Here is a 23,498-nt window from a genome sequence, read left to right on the forward strand (position 1 = left end):
TTTGTTATTCGGTTTTAGAGGCGATCCGATTATTCCAATGGTCCACTCAAGATGGCTTCCCCAATTTATTCGATATTTTTAGAGCCGCCAGCCGGGTGTTTTCAATCATCGCGTCTAATTTCGTTGGGGTAAACCGATAAATCGGGCCTACAACGGATAGACTGGCCACAACCCGCTGATACGTATCCAGGATCGGAGCCGATATGGCAAAGGCATCGGTGTCAAATTCCCCTTTGGTAAAGCTAAAGCCATCTTCCTTAATTTGCTGCAATTCCTGTACGAGATGATCACTTATACGCTGATCGTCCATGGATTGGACAACCTGGTTGACAATACTCGCATTTTCATAAGCAAGAATAGTTTTCCCGGTCGCCCCTTGACACAATGGAACGACCCTCCCGTTATCGATGGAAAAACGGATAAGTTGATGGCTTTTTACATTTTCAATACAGACTGCGTTCGTCCCGGACCGGATGAAGAGAACCGACGTCTCATTCGTTTGTTCGGTAAGCTCCTCCATGATCGGTCTGGCAATAACCAGCAGCTGCTTGTCGATTTGGTTGCTCAGGCTCCGCGCCAAATCCAGGATTCGAAGTCCCAGCGTAATTTGGCCCTTTCCTTTCCGCTCGACAATCCCGTTCTGCTCCAGCGTCTGAATAAAACGATAAATACTGCTTTCCGGGATCGATACTTTATCGGCAATCTCGCTTACGGTCAGCGTAGAATCCGCATCGGCCAAAACGAATAAAATATCCAGTGCTCTACCTAGTGCTTGCGTTCCGTTCATTTACTCACCTCAGCAAAGCTTCTCCATGCAACAGCGCCATGAGTAAGTCCCTATCGCTTATTCTTGCGATTGAAACGCATATTCCACAAGAGATACGCCCAAAGCTCGTTCAACCTCCGGATAAACGGACGGATCCTTGACGCCCGAGCTAAGCGGGATATACTCTTTTTTGACCCGAAGAACAGCCAGCTCCATTCCTTCTTGCACATCCCCCACGCTAACAGGCTCGCCGCTTTTTGTGGAAAGGGTCGTAATCACTTCCGGAAATGTGGATAAACGGGTTCCTTCCGAGTCATCGACCGCCATATATTCGTTCATCACATGAAGCGTCAAAGGCAGCCCTTGCACATCCAAAACAATGGTGCCGATGTCCCAGCCGCCCGAATAGATGACGTCCTTCTTGATGACTTTACCGCTGCCGATAATCTCGCCTTTGGTGAAATCGCATATCGTTTGGATAATGGCTTCTGCTCCCTGTTCTTCCACTTCTATTATAGCCTTGCCTAACTCGATTGCAAGCGATACGCCGCCTACGGCCGCGTGCTTTTTGACGTAGCTTGCCGGCAAAGGCAAACGTGCCGCAGCAATGAAACCGCCGGCCATATCGGCTGCCGTGCGCAAAACACTCGACGTTTTCGCAGTGGTTCCTTTGACGACCAGTTCCAAATAAGAACCTGTCGCTCGTTTGCCGCCGACGACGACCTGGATCGTTTCATGATCGATTCGTCCCGCCATTCCCATTGTACCGAACTTCCCTGTCGGATGAGCGCGAATATCGCCTGTCGCATCGACCACGACAAGGTCAAGCGCCGCAGCCGGTAGCCAGCCGTTGATTGTGCTGGACATCCCGTTTTGCGGGGTCATGATCCCGACGACTTTCCCGTCGTAGTTATCCATCAGCAGTTTTACCGCTTTAATATAATCCGTACCGATCATTTCCCAATCTCTTCCTGCGGGCGCGCCAATGGCAGTGGCTGTAATGATGATGGCATCGTCCGGCAGCTCGTCCACCTGGACGAGTTTGGGCCGTCCTACCGCTACCGCCGCTCCGCCAATTTCCAATCCGTGATCGACCCAGCCGCCTCCGCCGCAGGCGAACACCGAACCGCCTTTTACCGCTGCACGCACATCTTCTATCGTCAATTCACGCATAGTGATATCCACCCTTCTCGTCTCTGTTCCTTCATAGCTGTAAACTGCTTAGAAATTGGTTAAACCTCTCCGAACCGTTTCCTTCAAATAATACATCCGGCGTCCCTTGGGCGGTGATTTCCCCGTTTTCCATAAACACGATTCGGTCCGATACTTGTCTGGCAAATCGCATCTCATGCGTAACAATAATCATGGTCATGCCTTCTTTGGCCAAATTCGTCATGATCTGCAGCACCTCGTTCACCATTTCCGGGTCCAATGCGGAAGTCGGTTCGTCGAACAAGATCGCCGAAGGCTCCATAGCGAGCGCTCGGGCAATGGCCACTCTCTGCTGCTGGCCGCCAGATAACTCGATTGGCATCGAATGCGCCTTTTCAGACAGGCCAACGATTTCCAATAAATATCGGGCCTTTTCTACAGCCTCGGCCCTATTCTTTTTTTTGACCGTCACAGGGCCTGCAATGATATTTTCCAGTACAGTTTTATGATTCCATAAATGAAAATGCTGGAAAACCATCCCTACCTTGCTGCGGAAATGACTTGTCCGATATTTTGATAGAAGCGTGAGCTGCCCTCCGCGATTCACGGAATAGGGCACTCTCTTCCCTTCAAGCAAAATTTCGCCCGACGTCGGCACTTCCAACAAATTGATGCATCGCAGCAACGTGCTTTTCCCTGCGCCGCTTGGCCCAATAATCGAAATGACTTCACCCTTTGAAACTTTCAAATCCACATCTTTCAGTACATGATGGTTGCCGTATGACTTGTTTATCTGTTTCAATTCAATGACGTTCACAGGTTCCCCGCCTCTCGCTCGCAAAGTTGCATCATGTTAGCTTTTGCGTGATTTTCAGCTTCTTCTCTGACCATGCTTGAACCGCCATCATGGCGCTTGTCATAATCAGATACAATAGTGAAGCCGTACCCAGCGTTTCCAGAGGCATATAGGTGCTGCTGTAATGGGTTTGCGCCCGCAGCATTAAATCGGGTACCGTAATGACCGACAGTTGAGCCGAACCTTTCAGCAGGGCGATCGAATTGCTAATATAGATAGGCAAGATGATTCTTGTCGTTTGGGGAATCCGAATTTGCCACATCATTTGCCAAGGATTCATCCCGACCGCTTCGGCCGCCTCGATTTGCCCTTTGGGAATGGCCAGCAGGCCGGAGCGAATGATTTCCGCTTTATAAGCGGCCGCGTTCAGCGACATCCCGAGCAAGCCCGCATAAAAAGCCGATAATTTTAGGCCAAAGGGCGCCGCATAATACACAAGAAACAAGATGACGAGCAGCGGCAGCCCACGGAATAACCAGGTGTAGAAAAACGCAATCGCTTTTAACGCTTTAACATGAGACAACCGCATTAAACTGAGCAAAAAGCCTGCCAGCGTTCCTAAAACAATCGATAAGATGGAAATTAGAAACGTGGTGCCCGCCCCATGCAAGAGGTCGGGGAAAATATTTTTAACGATTGTCCAGTCCATGGGCCGTCATCCTCTATTACTTATCTAATGTGAAACCGAAGTGTTTGTTCGTCAGCTTATCGAACGTCCCGTCTTTTTTCTTATCCTCAATGACTTTGTCGATTGCGGCCTTTAATTCCGGGTTATTTTGGCGGATGACGACTCCTACTCCTTTGGTATCGTAAGGTTTTCCTACGATTTCAAGGTCTTTTCCGAACGGGGAGTTTTTGATGTAATCCGTAGCGGATATTTTTCCGATCGCAACAAGGTCAAGGCGTCCGGCAAGCAAATCCGTGAAGCTTTGAGGAGCGCCCGGGTAAGACTTCAATTCCTTATAGCCGCCGATGGTTTTGACCGCCGCTTCAAACGAAGAGCCCGCGTTAGCTCCAACCACTTTCCCCGCGATATTCGTCAAGTCGTCTACCGCGTTCGAGCCTTTCTTGATGACCGCTATAATGCCATCCTGGGAATAAGGGACGGAAAAATCGACCGTTTTTTTCCGTTCTTCCGTGATGCTCATCCCGCCCATTACGATATCGAATTTCTTGGCTACCAATCCAGGGATCAGCCCTGACGCTTCACCCGTTACATACTCGACCTTAACTCCTAATCCTTCAGCGATCAAATTTCCCCAATCAATGTCGTAACCGACCAGGTTGTTGTTGTCCATGTAGTTGTATGGGCGGTAATTGCCTCCGGTGCCAATGACGATTTTCCCGGCTTTTTTGATTTGAGCCAACGTATTTTCGGAATCACTATTTTGCTTAGAATCGTCTTTGGGCGTTTCCGTCTTGGCGGGGTCGGGTTGGCTGGCTGTGCCTTTATTCGACGCCGTTCCGCACGCGCTGACCATCAGGAGAACAAAAATAAAGACGAGAGGAAGAGACCACTTTTTCATATGCATAATCACCTTTTCCTTTTTCCTTGTTTGTAATGAATATCTGCAGCGAACTTGCTCTTGAAGGGCCTCCAATCCAAATTTTATGTGATAATTAATTTTCACAATGTGATAATTAATTTGTTGTTTTATAATTTAGCACGATTTATTTGCATTGTAAATAACTATTCCGATATTTTTTATTGGTTTTATATGATTAGTAGGATTAAAGCGATTTCAACTTTGCGCGAGGTTTTTGACAAAATAGTTAATGATATTAATATTTAGTATCATTAAAAAGGCTCATGCCGTTATGGAAACGTCATGAACCCCGGTATTCGAGTATGAGCCGATTCATATAAACGTCAAACAGGATGCTATCTTACTTCGCTGCGATCCGGGTTATGCCGCCGGGACTACTCCTTCCGTCAACCAAGCCCCTTCTTCTGCCACGCGACATTTCATCTCCCCTTCCGCTTCAGCACGGCTTCCTGTATCAATAAAAAAGAACCATCCGCTTGGATGATTCTTTTGCTTGTTACGATTTTGTAGGGTTTTTTTCGCCTTCTTGACCGTACTCATTCAGCAGCGCCTGCACATCGATAGCCGGCTTCGGATAAGCAAGGTCCAGCTTTTCCATAGAACGGAGAATAATCCGGAGCACCAAATAGTCGCGGAACCAGCGGTTATTGGCCGGAACGACATACCAAGGGCTGTGCTTAACGGACGTTCGCCGGAACACCTCTTCGTAGGCGGCGGCATATTGGTCCCAATAACGGCGCTCCTCGAGATCGCTCGGGTCGAATTTCCAAAGCTTCTCCGGATCGTTCAGCCGTTCGCGGATTTTCTCCAGCTGAAATTCGGGAGAAATATGCAGAAAAATTTTGATTAGCAGCACTCCGCTGTCCGCAAGCAGTTTCTCGAAATGCCGGATATGACTCAGGCGCGACTCCGCTTCATCGTCCTCAATGGTGCCATGCACCCGGGTAATCAATACGTCCTCGTAATACGAACGGTTAAAAGCCGTAATAGAACCTTTGGCCGACACAACCTTATGGCTCCTCCACAAGAAATCGTGGGAAGATTCCTCGGGAGTCGGCTTCTTAAAGCTCTCCGCTCGAAAGCCTTGCGGGTTCAGATTGGACAGCACCTTCTTGATGACGCCGTCCTTACCGCTGCAATCCATCCCTTGGAACAAAACGAGCACGCCGTTCGTCTTGGAGGCAAAAAGCTTGTCCTGCAGCTCGCGAAGATTTCGCTCCATGTGTTCAAACTCTTCCTGGATGTCTTCCTTGCTCGCGAAGCCGCCTGTGTCGTTCGGATCGAAACGGCCCAGAGCTTTCCCCTTTTCTTTGTTCAGCCGATACGATTTCAACATGGAAAAAACCTCCACCCGCTTTTTTACCTATTATATCACTTTCAGCCCGTTATCAAGTATAAGATACGCTTCTCTATCGAAAAACGAAGCAGCCCGGGCAAGACGAAAAGGCATCTGCAGAGATGCCTTTCGTTTGATATGAATATACGGACCAACCTCTCAAACGAACGCCGCAAGCTCCTCGTCCCGAAGCGCCCGGTCGAACACCGCCAACCCGCCGAGCAAACCGGCGTAGAAGTTGCCCATCGTGCCGGAGCGGTACACGGAGCCCACGGTAAAGTCAGCCCCTTCCGCGCCTCCGTCATACAAGCCTTCCTCGTACAAAAACGGATTGTACGTTTGCCGCTCGTCGAGCCTGCCGTCCAAATAAGTGCGGGCATACGTGCCGTCATACGTAAAAGCGATCGCATGCCAATCGCCCTTCGACACCGGCGTAGAGCCGATAGCCGTCGTCATGCACCATGGGTGACCGGGCGTCGGTCCGCCGCCGGAAGAGACATGGCCGCACACCTGCTCTCCGCTGTCCCATATGTGCAAATCGAGAAACAGGCAGTACTGCCGCTTCTTCTCCGTCTCGTTCCACATGCCGGCGACGGCCTGGCATTCGCGGTTTTGCCGCGGTTCCCTTTTCACCCAGGCGATGATGGTGAGCGCGGCGTCTTTGCCGTGGAAATCAAGGGCCGGGCACTCGGCGCGCGGCAACTGAAACCATTGTCCAAAGCGGAGCTTCGCCGCGTACGGGCCGAACACCCCATCCTCTTCCCGCTCGATCGGACCTTCCCGTTCCTGCAGCATGTAAGCGTAAGGACCTCGCGCCTGCCTTGACTGTCCTGCCGTCTCTTGAAAGTCCCAGAACGAAACGAGCGCCGGATGTTCAGCGATCGCTTCTGCTGTTTTGTAATAATCCATACCTGAGTTCCTCCGATTTTCGATAATGGAATGAGGCCGATGCAATAACTTTATACCATACGGAGGATGGAAGCGATGAAAATTCCTACTTCTTTTTCGTAAACCAGACGTTCATCGCGTCGATGGCCGCCTTGCCGCCTTTGGCGTTAAACTCTTGAACGAACTTATCGAATTCGCCGAGGTCTCGCTTGCCCATAATGAACTTGAGCGCGTTCTCTTCGGTGTAGTTGCGCAGCTCCGTATATTTCGTATCGTACGCTTCGATCGCCGGGGCGTACGCCGTCTCTTCGCGATTTTGCTTGAAGGCGAGCAGCGGCTCGTAATACGGCAAGAACCCTTTCGCTTTCAGCCGGGCGTTGAAGCTCGGGTCCGTGTCGCCGAAGAAGTACAAGGTGCGCCAAGGGATGTTGTTGCTCTGCTCGGCCGTCTGCACGGGCTGGCCGTTCTCTACCTTGTAATCCTCGCCCTCGATGCCGTACGTCAAAAACGTGTCGGTTTCCGCGCTCAAAATGTAATTGATGTAAGCGGCTGCGCCTTCTTTGTTCTTCGCCTGCTTCGGAATGACAATGTAGCCATTCGGAATGCCTTCCACTTGAAAACCGGACTGGCCGTTTTTGCCGGTAATCGGAGCGATGTACTGCAGCGTGCCGCCGTTTTTCTTCTCCTTCATCGAATTGTCGATCGTGTACGCGTCCGCCCAGTAGACGGAACTGAACGCTGCTGTACCGTTGATGATCTTGTCCTTGACGTCTTTGTTGATGGCGAACTCCTGATCGATCAGCCCTTCCGCATACCATTTCCTCATCGTCGTCAGAAACTCTTTGTATTCCGGCTGCACCCACGAAAACTCCAGCTTGCCGTCGCGGACAACCGTCGAGGTGCCTACGCCGTATGCCGCCGCATACGGGAGGAACGAGCCCATGAACGAACCCGGACTGCCACCCGTTCCGGTCAGCGGAGCGATATTTTTCTTCTCCTTGATCGTCTTCAGCGTCGTGTACATGTCGTCGAGCGTGGCCGGATCTTTCAGCCCAAGCTCCTTCATAATGTCCGAACGCTCCAGAATCCCGTTGCCCACCTTCTGGGCCACCCGGTTCGGGATGCCGTACATCTTGCCATCCAGCTTGGCGGCCTCTGCAATTTCCGCCGGCAAGTACGTCGCCATGTTCGGGATGTACGTTTTGATGAGCTCGTCGAGCGGCTCGAACGCCCCTTGCTGCGCCAGCTTGAAATAGTTCGACTTGCCGCTTACCCACAAAATGTCCGGTACGTCGCCCGATGCGAGAATAATCGATACTTTTTGATCGGCGTTGTCCTTCGGCAGCGATTCGTATTTGACGTTAAAGCCGGATTTCTGCTTGAGCACGTTCACGAGCTTGTTGCTGTTGATCGTGTCGCCGCCCTTGAACTGCTCCATGGAAGCATGGTACGAGCGCATGAGGGTAATGTTTTTGTTGCTCACCGTACCTGCGCCATTCGATCCGCCCGAGGCGGACGGCCCGTTCTTCCCCCCGCCGTCTCCGCACCCGGCGGCAACTCCGGCAAGCATCACCGTCGATAACCCGATAAACGCCGTCTTTTTCAATCTCATCTTGGAACCTCCCTTAGTATGCATGCATCTATGTTTTGCAGAACGGAGTGAAGGAAACGCATTCACGTTACCCTTTCACTGCGCCCAACATAACCCCTTTGACGAAGTATCGCTGGATAAACGGATAAACGAACAAAATCGGCAGTACGGCGCACAGAATGGCGGCGGCGCGCACCGTCTCCGGCGTCACTTCGCGGAACACGTCACTGACGACCATATCCGCCGATTTCTCGTCGGTGACAAGCTGCAGCAGAAACATTTGCAGCGGCATCAAGCTCCGGTCCGTAATGTACATCATCGCCTGAAAAAATTGATTCCAATACCCCACCGCGTAGAACATCCCGACTGTCGCCAAAGACGGAACGGATAGGGGCAAATAAACGGAAAGCAAAATCCGGAAGTTCGAAGCCCCGTCCATCCGGGCCGATTCTTCCAGAGCGTCGGGGACGCCGAGGAAGAAGTTGCGGATCAGAATGAGGTTGAACGGAGCCAGCGCGCCCGGCAAGATGAGCGCCCACAACGAGTTGAGCAGCCCGACCCCCTTGACGACCAGATAGGTCGGAATCAGTCCTCCGCTGAAAAACATCGTAATGACGAACAGCAGCATCAGAAACCGCGTATACGGCAGCCCTTTGCGCGACAGCGGATAAGCCGCCAGCACGGTCAGCGCCATGCTGATCGCTGTCCCGACGACGGTAATGAACACCGAGTTGCCGAAGGAAGCGAAAAACTGCTTATTGGACAGTACGTATTCGTATGAAATCGTCGTGAAGCCGCGAGGCCACAGCAAAATATCTTTGGCCAATACGTGGGCTTCGCTGCTGAACGATTTGGCCGCGATGTGGACGAACGGCAGTATCATCGTCAGCGACAGCAGTGTCAGGATGAGCACGTTGAAGTAGCCGAAGACGGTTTCCCCTTTCGTTCGAATCATGTCGCTCGACCGCCTTTCGTTAGATTTTGGTGAAAAGAGAGCTTCGCTAAAAGATGCCGTCCTCGCCCATTCGCCGGGCCAGCGTGTTGGCCAGTACCAGCAGGATGCAGCCAATCGCCGACTTGAACAGTCCCGCCGCGGTCGTCAAGCCGAATTGCATCGTCCCGAGCCCGACGCGGAACACGTACGTGTCGATAATGTCGCCGACGTCGTAGACGGTGGGATTGTACATGACGAGCACCTGCTCGAAGCCGGCATCGAGCAGATGGCCGATGCGCAGCAGCAGTAAGATGACGATCGTCGAGCGAATGCTGGGCAGCGAAATATGCCAAATTTGCCGCAGCCTGCCCGCTCCGTCGACCGTTGCCGCCTGGAACATCTCCTCATTGATGCCAAGCAGCGCGGCGAGATAAATGATCGCGCCCCAGCCGACTTCCTTCCACATGTCCGAGAAGACGAGTATCCAGCGGAACAGCTTCTCGTCGGATAGGAAGAAGATCGGCTCGAAGCCCAGCGATTGAATGAGCTTGTTGACAATCCCGCTGCTCGGAGACAGCAGGTCGACGGCAATGCCGCCGATGACGACCCATGAAATAAAGTGCGGGATATACGTGACCGTCTGCACGGACCGTTTAAACTTCTCAAGTCTGAGCTCGTTCAACAGCAGGGCAAGTATGATCGGCGCGGGGAAACCGACGACCAGCTTCATCAGGCTGATCAGCAGCGTGTTGCGGATCACGCGCGGAAATTCATCGAACGCGAATAGCTCGCGAAAATATTGCAGACCGATCCACTTGCTATGAAACACCCCTTGCATGATGTTGTAGTCCTTGAACGCGATGACGACGCCGTACATCGGCACGTACTTGAACACGATCAGGAAGATCAGCGCCGGCAGCGCCATCAAATACAAGTCCCAGTAACGCAGCAGCGGATGACGTTTGGCGCGTTTGCTGGCTTGCGGCGTCCGAATCGCCGCAGCGGTTGCTGCTTTCATGCTCTTTCTCCTCTCTTGTAAACGTTATAATGGGTATGGCCTTATGATAGCGCTTCGCCCGGCCGATTCGTATCCACATTCTTTTACTTTCGCTGCAACTTCTTTTACTTGTTTGGGTTTACCCCCCTCATCCGACGAAAAAAAGGAGTCGTTCTTGATGGGATTCGGCTTCCTCCCCGTTGACGCGAGGAGACCGTGTAGATTAACGTTAGGTGCAGAGGACAAGTTGAAGTTAAAAAATCGAGTACATTCTATTGGGAGGTGCGTCTGCATGGCGATTTACATCGCTTTGCTGCGAGGCATTAATGTCGGCGGCAAACATAAGATCAAAATGCCCGATTTGAAGCGTTCTCTGGAAACGTTGGGGCTTGGCCGCGTACAGACGTATATTCAGAGCGGCAATGTCCTGTTCGAATCCGACGGAGAAGCAGAGGAGCTGCGCAAGCGGATAGAGCTGGAGATCAAGACGGTTTTCGGCATAGCCGCTGCCGTCGTCCTGAGAACCGCCTCGGAGCTGGAGAGCATCATCGCGAGCTGTCCGTTCGACGCCAATGCATTGTCGGAAGGTGAAAGCGTTCAGTTGACTTTGTTGACGGAAACGCCCGCACCGGAAAAAATAGCCCTTTTGTCGATGGGCATAAGCGATGTCGACGAATTTCGCGTCGCAGGGCGCGAGATTTACTTGCTGTTTCGCCAAAGCGTGCTCGATTCCAAGCTGGCCGCCAACCTGCAAAAACTGGGCTCTACAACGACCACGCGCAACTGGAATACGATCACCAAGCTTGACGCTTTAGCGAAAGCAATGACTTGATAACGGTACGTCTCGACGAGAAAAAGGAGCCGTCTTCTGTCGATTCGGCTCCTTTCCCGCTATTTGTTCACTTCGCTCGGCTTCATTCCCCAATACTTCTGGAAGCTCTTGGAGAAGTAGTTCACATGCTTGTAGCCGACCTGCTCGGCCGCGTCGTACACCTTCATGCCTTTGGCCAGCAGCTCCTTCGCCTTCTCCATGCGCAGCCGCAGCACATAGTCGGAGAACGACTCCCCGGCCACTTCCTTGAACGTTCGGCTTAAGTAAGAATAGTTGATATACATATTTTCGGCGACGAGATACAGGCTCAGCTCCTCCTCGTGAAGCCGCTCCTTCGTAAAACGAATCACCTCGTCGATCGTCAGCCGCGTGCCGGATTTGCGCCGGCCGGCAATCGCATCTGCGATGCGCGCGGACATCCGCTGCAGCCATTCCTCGATCTGCTCCCTCGCCAACAGACGGTTGAAGCTTTCGAAATCGTCATACGCGTCCCGCAGCGTCTCGTGGAGCGACCAGCCCTGCTCGTGCACGATGCCCGCAAGCAGACACGTCAGCCGCAGCAGCTGTTCCTTGGCCTCGGCCACAGGCTGATCCGCCGCGAAGCCTTCCTCCATCAAGCGGCGAACCAGCTCCTGTCTGCGGTCCGCCTGACCAGACTGAATGGCCAGCTCAAGCTCCTTCTCCAACCGGCCGAGCGCCGCCCGCGACTTCTCGCCGCCGTCTCCGCCCCTGTACGGAATCGCCATGTCGTTGCCGAGCACGATTCGTTCCTGAAGCGCCAACCGGCTGTGCTTGTACGATAGCGGAAGCAGCCCGGGGGCTGCCGTGCACGAACCGATGCCGGCGCTGGCCGTCAGCTTCAAGCAATCTTTCACCGTGCCGAGCAAGAGGCCGATCTTCGGATTGATCCGGCTGAATAGGGCATCCTCGCCTTCCGCAGCCGGGGCGAAGAACAGAGCGGCAACCATCCCGTCGTCGTCCTGCAGCACGGCGCAATCCTCGCCCTCCAGCAAATCTCTGGCGATCGTATACAACGAGAATTGGACGAGCGCCCGGTCGTCGGCCTGAAACCGCTCGTTCTTTTCCAGAATCGGGTCCATATCGAGCGTAACCGGCAGCAGGAGCCGCGCCGCGCCTCCCAGCTTCAAATCGCGGCGCCGCCTTTCGATCTCCCAATCGGAAAAACGGCCGTTCAGCCATCCCTTGTAAAACATTTGCTTCAAGTACGGCAGATGCTCGTCCCATCGGCTCTCCAACTGAGCGATGTTGTACGCCTCGCGCAATTCCTTCTCGCGCAGCGCTTTCGCCTCCAGCACCGCTCCGGCAATTTCTTCGTTATCCGCCGGCTTGACCAAATATTTCAGTACCCCGTGATCGATCCCTTGCCTGGCGTACTCGAAGTCGTCGTAACCGGTCAAAATAATAAGCTTGATGTGCGGCCGATCTCTCCTGAGCCGGCTCGCCAGCTCCAGCCCGTTCATCTCCGGCATCTGAATGTCCGTCAGGACGATGTCGATATGATCGTTATGAACGATAGCCAGAGCCTCCCTCCCGGTCGATACGGCGTCCACCAGCTCGATCTGCATGGCTTTCCAATCGATGCCTTCGGCGATGCGCTCTCGGACGTAAGGCTCGTCCTCGACAATCAGCAGCTTCACGGCAGTTCCTCCTCTGCAAGCGGGATGACGAGCGTCACCTTCGTCCCTTCCCCGTATAGGCTTTCGATCGTGACGTCCGCCTGCTCCCCGTAGTACAGCTTCACTCTCGACTTTACGTTTTTCAACCCGAAATAAGTGGACGACGGACTGGCCGCCGACAGTCGGTAAGACTTGCTCGTAATAAGGTCCAACTCCCGCCGAATGTCGGCCAGTTTGTCCGGCGCGATCCCTTTGCCCGTGTCCTCCACTTCGATGCGCAGCATGGACGCCTCCAGAATCGAGCGAATCCAAAGCTCCCCGCCTTGCACGTTTCTCTCCAGCCCGTGCACGATCGCGTTCTCGACGATCGGCTGCAAAAGAAGCTTCAGCAGCGCAATCGGCTTCGTCCTCTCGTCCAGACGAATGTCCACGGTAAAATGCTCGGATCGCAGCTGCTGAACGCGGATGTAGTACATCAGATGCTGCATCGTTTCCTCTAACGTGAACGTCTCTCTGCCCTTTCCAAGACTGACCCGGAAAAACCGCGCCAGATTGATGACCATCTCGCTGATCTCGCCGACCTTGTGCTTGAGCGCGACCGAATAAATCGAATCGAGCGTGTTGTACAGAAAATGCGGATTGATCTGCGATTGCAGCAGGCTGAATTCCGATTTGGCAAGGCGCAGCTCCTTCTCGTAATCGTCTTCAATCATTTGGCGCTGGGCTTCGGCCATCCGGTTGAACCCGTTCATGACGTAGCCGAATTCGTCCTTTCTCCGGTGCGCGACGCGCACCGACAAGTTGCCTCCGCTAAACTGCTTGAACGCGCCGGACAGCTGGCGCAGCGGCTTGGCGATGGCCGCATACACAAGCCAAGCGGCCCATACCGCCAGCACGACGCTGACGAGAATGATCCAGTACGTAAACTGCTGCAATTGGAGCGACAGCTTGAACAGCTCCACGCGAGGCTGCTGCAGTTGAATCGACCATACGCCGTTGCCGGCCTCGATGGACAAATCTTTCGGCCCCGCGCCGCTGGCGGTCTGCTTGCGCGGCGTGTTCGTCTCCAGCACGAACTCGTCGTTGTAATACAGCGAAATGTTCATATTGTCCGACGTCTGCAGATGTTGAATGATTTGCCGGAACGAGGATTTGTCGACCGACAGCACCAGAACGTTCGGCTCCCGGTTGCGGCTCAGCACGTCGAGCAGGCGAGCGAAATAAATATTGTCCTTATCCAAGTAGCCGGAGCCGGCGGGATTCGAGGCGGTCGGCACGTATACGACTAGGCCTCCGCTCGCGTCGATTGTCCGCTTGAACCACGCTTCCTTGTTAACTCCGGGCCATTTGATGCCGCCATTCATCGTGGACAGCCCGTTCTCGCTGTTTCCGTGCAAAATAAACGCCTCTTTGATCGCTCCGTTTACGTTCGTGAGCGCCGACAGCTGCTGCTGGACGGTATGAAGCTCGTACAGATGGTCAGGGCTGAGCGGATCGTCAAAACCGTTCCACACGTTGACCACGTTCGGGTTGGAGCCGATCAGCAGCGTCTGCTGATCCATATTTTTCGTCAGCTGTTCGACGTATTCCACCGTTGTCATGAGCGCACCGCGGGTCCGGTCGCTAATTTGCCCATCCATAATCCGCTGCGAGTAATCATTTGCGAATACGCTTACAAAGACGAGCGGAAGCAGCAGGAGCAGGAAGGTGCCGGTCAGCTTGAACTGAATCGAATGAAGCCGTTCGACCGCTCTCATCTCGCTCTTTGCACCTCCCGAAGGACCGAGGATGGCGGGTAGCCCATTATTTTTTTGAACATGCGGTTGAAGTGCGCCTGGTCGCTGTACCCGAGATAATCGGCCACCTCGCCTATCGTCATCCGCGTGTTCAGGATCAAGTCGCGCGCGGCATGGATGCGCACCTGGTGCAAATAGGAGATCGGCGTCATCCCCGTCACCTCCTTGAACGACTGGGTAACGTAATTCGGCGCGCGGTCGACGAGTTGCGACAGCTCTTCGATGCGGATTGGCTCCCGGTAGTGCGCCGCAATATAGTCCTGCACCTCCCCCATCAGCCGCAGCTTCGCCGAAGCGATCCGGCCTTCGACCGTTTCCTGCACGAAGCAACCGAGCAGTTCGACCGCGATGCCCTCGCAGATGATGCCGGCATACAGCTTTCGGCCGAACCAGTGCTGCGCCAGAATCGTGAAGCGCTGCTTCATGTAATCGAAGCTGTGCGCCTTCAGCTTCCTGTAGGCGCCCACGCCCTCCAGCAGCTCTCGGCCCCGCTCGTCCAAGCGAAAGTGGGCGGAATATTTCTGGTGCGGCCCTTCAGGTGCGTTCTCCCCGGCTCGAATAACGCCTTTGCGGATGAACAGAAGCTCCCCTTTCTCCAACGCGACCGTCTCTCCTTCCAGCGTATAGTTCACTTTGCCATGTGTCGCCAGAATGAGAATATCCGTCAACGTGGCCTCCGCCTTCTTGCGCCAATCCGGCATCATATCGTCCAAATATACGGATTCGAGCTTCAGCATATCGCGTTCTCCTCTCGCCTGCCTGCTTTCCAAAATCTTAGAATCGTTCAAATATAAGTTGTTTCGGCAATGGTTTTCGTTTGGCCTTGGCTCTACAATAAGATCATAAACCATTAAGGGAGCTGAAGGCAAATGGCTTTATATCCCGTCTCCGCAGTCGAAGAGCTGCCAGAAGGCACCTTTAAAATCGTACAAATCGGCAAGCGTTCCGTCGGTGTGTACAACGTGAAAGGCGATTATTACGCGGTGCTGAATTATTGCCCGCATCAAGGCGCCGAGCTTTGCAGAGGCACGGTATGCGGAACGACGCTGGAGTCGCAGGTATACGAATTTATTTACGGACGCGATCAAGAAATTTTGCGCTGTCCGTGGCACGGCTGGGAGTTCGATTTGAAATCGGGAAAATCGCTGTTCAGCGATAAAGTGAGAACGCGCAGCTATCCGGTCGTCGTGGAGAACGGGACCGTGCAGCTTGTCATCGGCGCGGAAGAGACGAAGGAGGAGCACCACGTATGAAACGAACGAGCCCATTGCCTGTGATCGATTGCGATGTCCATAACCAGTTTCGCAGCGGACGCGATTTAATCCCTTACCTGGAGGAACCTTGGAGAAGCCAGGCTGCCCAATTCGGCGTGCCTGGGGCCGGCTTGCCGTATTCGTCGCCGATCGGCAACAAGCGCAAGGACGCCAATCCGCCCGGAGGCGGACCTGTCGGTTCCGACCCCGGCTATATGCTCGAGCACTACGTCGAGCCGTTCAACGTCGAATACGCGCTGCTCTGCTCGGATTCGATCATCGGGACGTCCGGCTTCGCCGACGCCGATTATGCGGCCGCCATATGCCGCGCCTACAACGATTATTTGCTGGCCGAATGGCTGCCCCGCAGCCCGAAATTCAGAGGCTACATGTGCATCGGCACGCAGGACCCGGAGCAGGCCGTGCGGGAAATCGACCGGATCGGTCCGCATCCGGACATCGTCGCCGTAAGCGTAACCGGGGGCTCGCGGATGCCGTACGGGCAGCGCTTCTTTCACCCGATCTACGAAGCTTGCGAGCGGCACGGACTGCCTCTCGTTATTCATCCCGGCTCCGAAGGAAGCGGCATCTTCAACGCGCCGACCGCCGTCGGCTACGTATCGAACTACTTGCAGTGGCACACCTGCCTCCCCCAGACGTTCATGGCACATCTGGTCAGCTTCCTCTGCGAAGGCGTGTTCGAGAAATATCCGCAGTTCAAAGTCGTCCTGTGCGAAGGCGGAGTGACCTGGCTGCCTCCTCTTCTGTGGCGGCTCGACAAAAACTACAAGGCGCTGCGCTCCTCGGTTCCGTGGCTCAAGCGGATGCCCAGCGAATACGTGCGCGACAACTGCTTCATGACGACGCAGCCGATCGAGGAGCCGAACAATCCGAGGCACCTCGAATCGATGTTCGAGATGTTCGACGCCGAGAACATGCTGCTCTTCTCCAGCGACTATCCGCACTGGGACTTCGACGACCCGACGAAAATTTTACAGCGTCTGCCCGAAGAGAAGCAGCGCAAAATATTCAGCGAGAACGCCCGCAAGCTGTTTCGCCTGCCGTAAAACGAAAACACGGGTCCGCCCCCGTCATCCGATGATGATGACTTCCGGAATGGCCCCGAATGGTTGCCTCCTATCCGTTGACCGGAAAAGGAGGCTTTTTGCAGGTATGTTCGCTGGCTCCGTGGAATAACGCCAAGGCAAAGTTAAATAAAGAAACAGCAGCAGCCTTGGACCGAAAAAGTCCTAGACTGGCGCTGTTTATTAAACTAACGTTTTCCGTTACCCTATTCTCTCCGGATATAATAGTATGGGACCTTTCGGTTCCCAGATACCGGATATTTTTCATTCTTCACCAAAATGCTTATTCTTTAATACGTCGGATTCCTTGTATAATCTGTTTCCGCTCATACTCTCCCAACGAATAGAGTATAGGTGCCGCAGGAATCTCGAACTTCAGATGAGAATGAGGAATTTCCGTCAATAAGGTTCCGATTGGTTGCCGGCTTTTTTTACGATGGACAACATTCCAAAATATCCTGGATCTATTTTCTTCGGTTCCCCACTTTTCAATGGAATTCCTAAATATTAAACACTTTCCAATGACGAAATCATGTTCCTCGAGGGGTTCCGTTACTTCGAACCCGGCATCCTCAAGGCCATCAAATAGTGTAGGCATCAACTGGTCCAAATACATCCCGTAGGCAGCATCCTCGATTTCACGGAAAGCGACCGTTAATTGATCAAGCATCGAATCGTACAAGGTCTTCCATATAGATTCGATATACCGATTGCCTACCTCGCCAATCTCTTCGATTGTCATATCGTAATGGAATACTGGTTGTACTGTCATTCTTATTCCTCCTTGATTTGATTGATCTTCATCATACAACATATAAGCCAATTGGAAGGTTTCTCAAATAATAGCTAAATAAAATCAACAAAAACTCAGAAAAACATTACAATGGGTTTAATGTTCTTCCAATCATTAGAAAGGCGGCATAACATGGGCATACGACCAAAAAAACTGGCGAGTAAATATATGATAAGCGCCAACACTTTGCGAAACTACGAAGCGAAGGGGCTAATCCCTCTTGCGGAGCGATCCGCCAATGGATACCGCATGTATACGGAACGGCATGAGGCCTATCTGGCATGTATTCAAGCCATGGCCCCCGCATTCGGGATGGAAGTGACGACCAAGGTACTTCATGGTCTCCAAAAAAATGAGTTGGACGATGCATTATGGGTTGTTAGGGAAAGAGAGGTCATGCTGCATCGGGAAAAAACAAGTTTGGACCAACTCGTAAATGAATTTCAATCGTATGCCGATGGAACTCAAGCTTACGACTTTAAGCAACGCTTCAGCATCCACGAGGCCTCCAGACGGACGGGTGCTCCTAGATCTGCGATCCGTTACTGGGAGAAAAGCGGCTTGTTCACTACAGAGCGGGACCCTAATAACGAATACCGTCTCTATCATGAAGCGCATCTTCTTAAAATCAGGATGATTCAGGTGCTGCAAAGCTCTATTTATTCGGAGGAGACCGTGAACCTAAAGCAATCGATCGCACTTTTAGAATTCCAGAACATGGAGCATGCGATGAAGCTTGCGGAAAGTATCCGAACTTACCTGCATAAAACGATCAAACTCCAGATGCGAGGTCTCTACTTTCTATATCGCTTGATTCGAGCGCTAGGTTTTGCGGAAACAACCGAGGCCCATAGTTGATCGTTCCTCCAAGCTTCTTGACAAGGCTTGCAGGCTTCTGTTCCTCTTTAAGGCAGAAGTATGCGGTTTGATACCGACGGCAGCCCCGACCCTGCCGAACGAATTGCCAACAATTTACCCTTTCGGCCAGCGATACGGAGCTGCATGTTGAAGCATGGAATGAAAGAGCGACGCCCACTGCTCCAACGATAGTGAAGCTACCGCCAGCTCCCGATCGACCTTTGCATTCTTTAACACTACTTTAAGCTGAGCCGGTGTAAAAATTTCCCGGAGGGCATCCGCCGCCAAAAGCCGCGGATGACTCAAGACATATGCCGCAAATGCGGCAAATCTCTTTCCTTCCTTGGCGGGCACCAACGGGGGATCTCTTCGGGCTATCCGTACAATTGCGGCATCGACGCGCGGAGGCGGAGCAAAATGAGTGCGAGGTACTATCGCCCTCATCTCGAACAAAAATTGCATTCTCCACATCAACAAACGCGGTTCCCGCGTAGTATCTTGCGTAAACCTGCGAGCCGCTCCTTTCTCCAAGATTAGCGCTCCTCTTTGAAATGCTTTACCTTCGACAGAAAGAAGCTTTTCAAGAATGGCAGTCGTGATCGAAAAGGGGATGTTCGCCACAACGCAAAACGGACCTGCCGGCAGCCGCATCTCCCTGATGTCGCTTTGGATAATTTGGATATGGGGCTGACATTTCGCTTTTAGGCGCAGCGCCTCAACATAAGCCGAGTCAATCTCTACCGCTATGACCCTGCCGGCTTTCTCGGCGAGCGGGAAAGTAAGAGCTCCCTTGCCTGCGCCGATTTCAAGCACGGTATCGGTCGGCTGTAAACTAGCCGTTTCAATAAGCTGCTTGATCGTTTTCGGATTGTGCAGCAGATGCTGCCCCGTAAAGTTGGGCCCCGATTTATATTTTCTTATCGAGCGATTCCTCTTATTGTGTTTGCGCATAGACCTGTTCCTCCCGAGTTCGTCGATGCCCGTGGCCAAACAAAAAAACCACAGGCGTATGCCTGCGGCGGAACAACGGGAATAGGGACGGACGTATGGCGCGCATTCAAATAAACTCTCGTCCATGAGTCAACGAGGACGACAATTTTCCGGATTTTCATTACTAAGATAAATAGACTACGCCTCTTGAGAGAAGCGCTGTTCCCTCTTATTCATCTGAGCAGCTGGATATCCTAAAATGGGCAGACCGATTCCGTTTTGCTCCGCACGCAGGCAGAGACTTTGTTCACTATTTAATTAGTGCGACAAAGTAACAAAACGCAATCTGGCATAATTGAAAACACCCATTGTTAGGACAACCCTCCGTTCCTAGAATTGCATTCAGATTAGCACAATCCTAGTTCGATTCGCCATGTACATTTTTCTTTTAATTAAATAGGCCGCAACAGTATTCTTGTCTCCTCATTTCCCTTCATTGATAAATTGTTCGATTCGGCTCTTAATAGAATCGCGAACCGCCCGGAACTGGGCCATGATTTCGTCTTCTGTCCCGGTTGCTTTGGCGGGGTCGTCAAATCCCCAATGCCATTTGGTCACGTTCTTATTCGAAATGACAGGACAATGCTCGTCTGCGTGTCCACATAGGGTGATGACATAATCCGCCCTGTTCAGCATGTCCGGATCAATCACATCGGAAGTATGGTCTCTAATATCCACGCCAGCTTCCTTCATGACTTGAATGGCACGCGGATTCAAGCCATGCGCCTCCAACCCTGCGCTTTTCACTTCATAATTGTCACGGCCGAGAGCCTTCAGAAAACCGTCCGCGATTTGGCTTCTGCATGAATTGCCGGTACATAAGAAATATACGAGTGGTTTCTTTTCCATGGGATCGATCTCCTTTGAACATTCCAGTTTCAGCGTCATTATACGCCGGGATTCCCTCTTGTTTTGTTGCGAAAAACAAGCCTCATGATCATGGCGGCCAATGCAAGCACTGCCAGGATCAGCACGATACTGAACCATATATTCATGGTTGCGGATTGAATAAATTCGAGCCACAAATAAAGACCTGCGAGCGTAATAAACAAAGTGGGAAAGGTTAAAAGAACACCAATCTTTACGTAATACCCCCAGCCGATCTTCACGTTTTTGGCCGCCAGCACATGAAGCCAGAGCAACGTTGCCAAGGAACCGATGGGTGTAATCTTAGGCCCTAAATCCGATCCGATCACATTGGCATAGATCAATGCTTCACGAACGACCCCTTCTGTTTGCGTGCCTTGGATGGCGAGGGCATCGATCATGACCGTAGGCATGTTGTTCATAATGGATGATAGAACGGCGGCAATCAGTCCCATGCCTACCGTAGCGACGAACAGCCCTTGGTCGGCAACCGCCTGAATTATGCTGCCCAATGCATCCGTAAGCCCGGCATTTCGCAAACCGTACACCACGACATACATCCCGATGGAAAAGAAGACGACCGCCCATGGAGCTCCTTTCACCACGTTCCATGTAGAAATGGCCGGGCTCTTTCTCGCTGCAAATAAAAAGGCAGTCGCGGCAATAACGGTAATAACGGATACAGGGACGGATAACCATTCGCTTGCGAAATAGGCCGCAAGCAAGGCAGCGAGAATGACCCAAGATAGAACAAAAAGTCTTTTGTCTTTTATGGCCTCCTCCGGTTTTTTCACCTGTGCCAAATCGTAGGTTCTCGGAATGCTTTTCCGGAAAAACAAGAACAACACGAGCAGGCTCGCGAACATTGCAAAGAAATTGGGTACGATCATCCGGCTTGCATATTCGGCAAAGCCAATGTCAAAGTAATCCGCGGAAACGATATTTACAAGGTTACTGATCACAAGCGGCAAGGAAGCCGTATCCGCGATGAATCCGCTCGCCATAATAAACGGAAGGATCATCTTATCTTCAAACTTAAGCGCCCTGACCATTGCGAGCACGATCGGCGTCATGATCAAAGCAGCGCCATCGTTGGCGAATAGGCCGGAAACAGCCGCTCCCAATAAAATGATCAGCACAAACATCAGTATGCCATTTCCGCGTGCGAGCCGCGCCGTATGAAGGGCAGCCCATTCAAAAAAACCGATCTCATCGAGAATAAGCGAGATCAGGATAATGGCTACAAAAGCCAACGTCGCATTCCATACTATGCCGGTTACGGTAACCACATCGGCAAAGCTGACCGCGCCGAACAACAGCGCGAGGATCGCTCCGGCCATTGCCGACCAGCCAATATTCAGGCCTTTCGGCTGCCAGATGACAAACGTAAGTGTTACCAAAAAAATTAGAAAAGCAATGTAAACCATGACGCCCCTCCCGAATCAATCAATTGCAGCATTCGTTCTCCTCGCAAACGGAGGATGGCATGTTGTCTTGCGAAGGGATCTCTTTCAAGATTTCCGCGATATAGGGCTTGTCCTGGACATTCAGAGAATAATACACCCACTGTCCGCTTTTCCTTTCTTTAACGAGGCCGCCGTCCTTTAATTTGCGCATATGCTGACTAATGTTCGGCTGACTCGTTTGCAAGACGTCTACGATGTCACATACGCACAGTTCCTTTTCTTTGAGCAGAGCTACAATCGTAAGCCTGTTTTTATCGCCAAGCAGCTTTAAAACATCGGCAACCTGTTCGATTCCACTCACTTTACAACACTCCTTTACACAATCGGGAAAATAGATCGAACCGGGATATTGGTATGCTCGTTTTCTCACGCTCCATTCCATTCGTATATCATTATATAATTAATTGCTTATTTATGAAAGAAAAAAATGATAAAATATCGTATTCTTGCAATCGATTCAGCGGGATGAAGATGTCATCTTATTGCGACACCTGCATCCCCCCTGCAAAAGCACACTATACGAGACTCGATTACTCGGTTGGACGTTTCATACCTCGTTGGAGGCGTTCCAAGAGGTTCGTACGCACCGCCGGCCATTCATCGGCGACAATCGAATAGTACGCCGTATCCCTGACACCGCCATCGCTGGCAGGGACATGCGCTCTGCGGATTCCTTCAAAGGCAGCCCCGAGCCGTTGTATGGCAGAACGAGATCGCATGTTGCGCGCATCTGTCTTGAGCGTAACCCTTATCGCGTTCCAGGAATCAAACGCATGGGCAAGCATCAGAAGCTTGCACTCCGTATTGACACCGGTGCGCTGAACGGAGGCGGCGTACCAGGTGCTCCCGATTTCAGCAACCGTAGGCGGAGTCGCGTCTGCAGGAGACGGTCCGCTGGCAACGCCCGGCGGCCATGGAGGCGGCCACGAGAAAACTTCAAGATCGAGATACCGCGTAGTTCCGACAATACGATCCGTTTCAATGTGACGAACTACAAATGGCAAAGTACGGCCTTTGTCGAACGACGTCAGAGCGCCCTCTATGTAACGTTTGGTTTCTTCCCTCCCCTGGGGCACATTCGTGTAATCATAAGTGGACCGGTCCTCCAGGGCAGCGGAGCACAGATCATCGACATGGTCCATCGTCATCGGTTCCAGGCAGACAAGACGTCCCCGCAGCGTTATTGGCGTCAGCATTCGTACCCCCACCTTCGAATGTAAACTTGTTGTTAGCCGTTATATCTTGTATTGTTTCACAACCGCTTGATCCTGAACAGCACAATCTCCAATTGAAACCGTCGGTCATCGTAAGAAAGCTCCAACAAACCGCCGCAGCGTTCCACTTCCTGCCGAATGCTGGACAGTCCCAGCCCGTGTATCCGTTGGTCCGCTTTCGTCGAGCGAATGTTCATCGATATCCGCCATCTGCTGGCCTCCCTGGCCCGAGAACAAGGGGTCGCGATCCTGATCTCCAGTCATATTCTCGGCGAACTGCAGCTGCTCGCGAATCGGATCGGCTTTATTCATCAAGGCAGACTGATCGAGGAAATCGATACTGGGGCGTGGCTGAAGGAAGCGGGCAGTCAGTTGTGCATTCAAGCATCCCGGCTGGAGGATGTCCTCCGTATTCTTCGGCAAGAGTACCGGATCGACGCCGTTCTGCTGCCGGAAAATGGGGAGGTTTGCCTACCGCAATCCGCTATCGATCCGGAGACGTTGATGAGGGTATTGCTGCGGCACCGCATTCAACTGCACGGCCTACGCGCATCCTCTGCCAGTCTGGAAAGTTACTACATGAGCCTAATCGGAGGGCAACGGCAGCAAGGGTAATATATGGAGCGCCGAATGGTACTAT

The 23,498-nt window shown here is 52.4% G+C and carries 25 protein-coding genes; 5 read left to right on the plus strand and 20 right to left on the minus strand.

Annotation, left to right across the window (positions count from 1 at the left end; all coding sequences use genetic code 11):
- Positions 1 to 46 precede the first annotated feature (46 nt).
- The 10 genes from ABD796_RS32005 to ABD796_RS32050 form a co-directional block, all read right to left on the minus strand.
- Positions 47 to 787 carry an IclR family transcriptional regulator gene (locus tag ABD796_RS32005; protein ID WP_344916169.1) on the minus strand — a complete coding sequence of 247 codons (741 nt, stop codon included), beginning with the start codon at positions 785 to 787 and terminating at the stop codon, positions 47 to 49.
- Between the two features lie 57 nt (positions 788 to 844).
- The gene (locus tag ABD796_RS32010; protein WP_344916171.1) at positions 845 to 1,939 is read right to left on the minus strand and encodes a thiohydantoin desulfurase; all 1,095 of its coding nucleotides are present in this window, start codon (positions 1,937 to 1,939) and stop codon (positions 845 to 847) included.
- 31 nt (positions 1,940 to 1,970) lie between these two features.
- Positions 1,971 to 2,735 carry an amino acid ABC transporter ATP-binding protein gene (locus ABD796_RS32015; protein WP_344916173.1) on the minus strand — a complete coding sequence of 255 codons (765 nt, stop codon included), beginning with the start codon at positions 2,733 to 2,735 and terminating at the stop codon, positions 1,971 to 1,973.
- Between the two features lie 31 nt (positions 2,736 to 2,766).
- A complete protein-coding gene (locus ABD796_RS32020; RefSeq protein WP_344916175.1) occupies positions 2,767 to 3,423 on the minus strand; it encodes an amino acid ABC transporter permease in 657 nt (218 codons plus the stop codon).
- A 16-nt stretch (positions 3,424 to 3,439) separates the two neighbouring features.
- Positions 3,440 to 4,405 (minus strand): transporter substrate-binding domain-containing protein, encoded by a 966-nt coding sequence (locus ABD796_RS32025; protein WP_344916177.1) that lies wholly within the window; start codon positions 4,403 to 4,405, stop codon positions 3,440 to 3,442.
- Positions 4,406 to 4,817: 412 nt separating this feature from the next.
- Positions 4,818 to 5,657, minus strand: coding sequence for a PPK2 family polyphosphate kinase (locus tag ABD796_RS32030; RefSeq protein WP_344916179.1), 840 nt, complete (start codon positions 5,655 to 5,657; stop codon positions 4,818 to 4,820).
- A gap of 159 nt (positions 5,658 to 5,816) precedes the next feature.
- Entirely contained in the window at positions 5,817 to 6,566 is a 750-nt protein-coding gene (locus ABD796_RS32035) for a LamG domain-containing protein (protein ID WP_344916181.1), read from the minus strand.
- A gap of 85 nt (positions 6,567 to 6,651) precedes the next feature.
- Positions 6,652 to 8,157 carry an extracellular solute-binding protein gene (locus ABD796_RS32040; RefSeq protein WP_344916183.1) on the minus strand — a complete coding sequence of 502 codons (1,506 nt, stop codon included), beginning with the start codon at positions 8,155 to 8,157 and terminating at the stop codon, positions 6,652 to 6,654.
- Positions 8,158 to 8,224: 67 nt separating this feature from the next.
- The gene (locus tag ABD796_RS32045) at positions 8,225 to 9,091 is read right to left on the minus strand and encodes a carbohydrate ABC transporter permease (protein WP_344916185.1); all 867 of its coding nucleotides are present in this window, start codon (positions 9,089 to 9,091) and stop codon (positions 8,225 to 8,227) included.
- 46 nt (positions 9,092 to 9,137) lie between these two features.
- Positions 9,138 to 10,088, minus strand: a complete 951-nt coding sequence (locus tag ABD796_RS32050) for an ABC transporter permease (protein ID WP_344916187.1) — start codon at positions 10,086 to 10,088, stop codon at positions 9,138 to 9,140.
- A gap of 271 nt (positions 10,089 to 10,359) precedes the next feature.
- On the opposite strand from ABD796_RS32050, the gene ABD796_RS32055 reads away from it, so the two are divergent.
- Positions 10,360 to 10,899 (plus strand): DUF1697 domain-containing protein, encoded by a 540-nt coding sequence (locus ABD796_RS32055; protein ID WP_344916189.1) that lies wholly within the window; start codon positions 10,360 to 10,362, stop codon positions 10,897 to 10,899.
- Positions 10,900 to 10,958: 59 nt separating this feature from the next.
- Here the strand turns inward: ABD796_RS32055 and ABD796_RS32060 are convergent, their stop codons facing one another.
- From ABD796_RS32060 to ABD796_RS32070, 3 genes are read right to left on the minus strand one after another with little or no spacing between them, the layout of a single operon-like run.
- Positions 10,959 to 12,557 carry a response regulator transcription factor gene (locus tag ABD796_RS32060; protein WP_344916191.1) on the minus strand — a complete coding sequence of 533 codons (1,599 nt, stop codon included), beginning with the start codon at positions 12,555 to 12,557 and terminating at the stop codon, positions 10,959 to 10,961.
- Complete coding sequence (locus tag ABD796_RS32065; protein WP_344916193.1) at positions 12,554 to 14,293, minus strand: sensor histidine kinase; 1,740 nt, start codon at positions 14,291 to 14,293, stop codon at positions 12,554 to 12,556. The genes ABD796_RS32060 and ABD796_RS32065 overlap by 4 nt, the downstream gene beginning before the upstream one ends.
- Positions 14,290 to 15,069, minus strand: a complete 780-nt coding sequence (locus tag ABD796_RS32070; protein ID WP_344916195.1) for a helix-turn-helix domain-containing protein — start codon at positions 15,067 to 15,069, stop codon at positions 14,290 to 14,292. The genes ABD796_RS32065 and ABD796_RS32070 overlap by 4 nt, the downstream gene beginning before the upstream one ends.
- 132 nt (positions 15,070 to 15,201) lie before the next feature.
- Here ABD796_RS32070 and ABD796_RS32075 point away from each other — a divergent pair, with 132 nt between their 5' ends.
- Positions 15,202 to 15,585: a Rieske (2Fe-2S) protein gene (locus ABD796_RS32075; protein WP_344916197.1), complete on the plus strand. Its 384-nt coding sequence runs from the start codon at positions 15,202 to 15,204 to the stop codon at positions 15,583 to 15,585.
- On the plus strand, positions 15,582 to 16,652 hold the full coding sequence (locus ABD796_RS32080; protein ID WP_344916199.1) for an amidohydrolase family protein: 1,071 nt from the start codon (positions 15,582 to 15,584) through the stop codon (positions 16,650 to 16,652). The genes ABD796_RS32075 and ABD796_RS32080 overlap by 4 nt, the downstream gene beginning before the upstream one ends.
- Positions 16,653 to 16,953: 301 nt before the next feature.
- Here ABD796_RS32080 and ABD796_RS32085 read toward each other — a convergent pair whose 3' ends face one another.
- The gene (locus tag ABD796_RS32085) at positions 16,954 to 17,442 is read right to left on the minus strand and encodes a DUF6022 family protein (RefSeq protein ID WP_344916201.1); all 489 of its coding nucleotides are present in this window, start codon (positions 17,440 to 17,442) and stop codon (positions 16,954 to 16,956) included.
- A 153-nt stretch (positions 17,443 to 17,595) separates the two neighbouring features.
- Between ABD796_RS32085 and ABD796_RS32090 the strand changes: the two genes are divergently transcribed.
- Complete coding sequence (locus ABD796_RS32090) at positions 17,596 to 18,321, plus strand: MerR family transcriptional regulator (RefSeq protein WP_344916203.1); 726 nt, start codon at positions 17,596 to 17,598, stop codon at positions 18,319 to 18,321.
- A gap of 114 nt (positions 18,322 to 18,435) precedes the next feature.
- Here ABD796_RS32090 and erm read toward each other — a convergent pair whose 3' ends face one another.
- The 6 genes from erm to ABD796_RS32120 all read right to left on the minus strand — a co-directional run bounded on the left by erm (position 18,436) and on the right by ABD796_RS32120 (position 23,055).
- Complete coding sequence (gene erm, locus ABD796_RS32095) at positions 18,436 to 19,272, minus strand: 23S ribosomal RNA methyltransferase Erm (RefSeq protein WP_344916205.1); 837 nt, start codon at positions 19,270 to 19,272, stop codon at positions 18,436 to 18,438.
- Between the two features lie 462 nt (positions 19,273 to 19,734).
- A complete protein-coding gene (gene arsC / locus ABD796_RS32100) occupies positions 19,735 to 20,160 on the minus strand; it encodes an arsenate reductase (thioredoxin) (RefSeq protein WP_344916207.1) in 426 nt (141 codons plus the stop codon).
- Between the two features lie 38 nt (positions 20,161 to 20,198).
- Positions 20,199 to 21,605: an arsenic transporter gene (locus ABD796_RS32105; protein ID WP_344916208.1), complete on the minus strand. Its 1,407-nt coding sequence runs from the start codon at positions 21,603 to 21,605 to the stop codon at positions 20,199 to 20,201.
- A 19-nt stretch (positions 21,606 to 21,624) separates the two neighbouring features.
- Entirely contained in the window at positions 21,625 to 21,945 is a 321-nt protein-coding gene (locus tag ABD796_RS32110; RefSeq protein WP_344916210.1) for an ArsR/SmtB family transcription factor, read from the minus strand.
- A 229-nt stretch (positions 21,946 to 22,174) separates the two neighbouring features.
- Positions 22,175 to 22,840, minus strand: coding sequence for a GNAT family N-acetyltransferase (locus ABD796_RS32115; RefSeq protein ID WP_344916212.1), 666 nt, complete (start codon positions 22,838 to 22,840; stop codon positions 22,175 to 22,177).
- A gap of 56 nt (positions 22,841 to 22,896) precedes the next feature.
- Entirely contained in the window at positions 22,897 to 23,055 is a 159-nt protein-coding gene (locus ABD796_RS32120) for a GHKL domain-containing protein (protein ID WP_344916214.1), read from the minus strand.
- Here ABD796_RS32120 and ABD796_RS32125 point away from each other — a divergent pair.
- Entirely contained in the window at positions 23,048 to 23,473 is a 426-nt protein-coding gene (locus tag ABD796_RS32125; protein WP_344916216.1) for a P-loop NTPase family protein, read from the plus strand. The two genes, ABD796_RS32120 and ABD796_RS32125, sit on opposite strands and share 8 nt — an antisense overlap.
- Positions 23,474 to 23,498 lie beyond the last annotated feature (25 nt).

The organism is Paenibacillus hodogayensis, from assembly GCF_039536325.1.
In the GTDB taxonomy this organism is placed as follows: Bacteria; Bacillota; Bacilli; order Paenibacillales; family NBRC-103111; genus Paenibacillus_AB; species Paenibacillus_AB hodogayensis.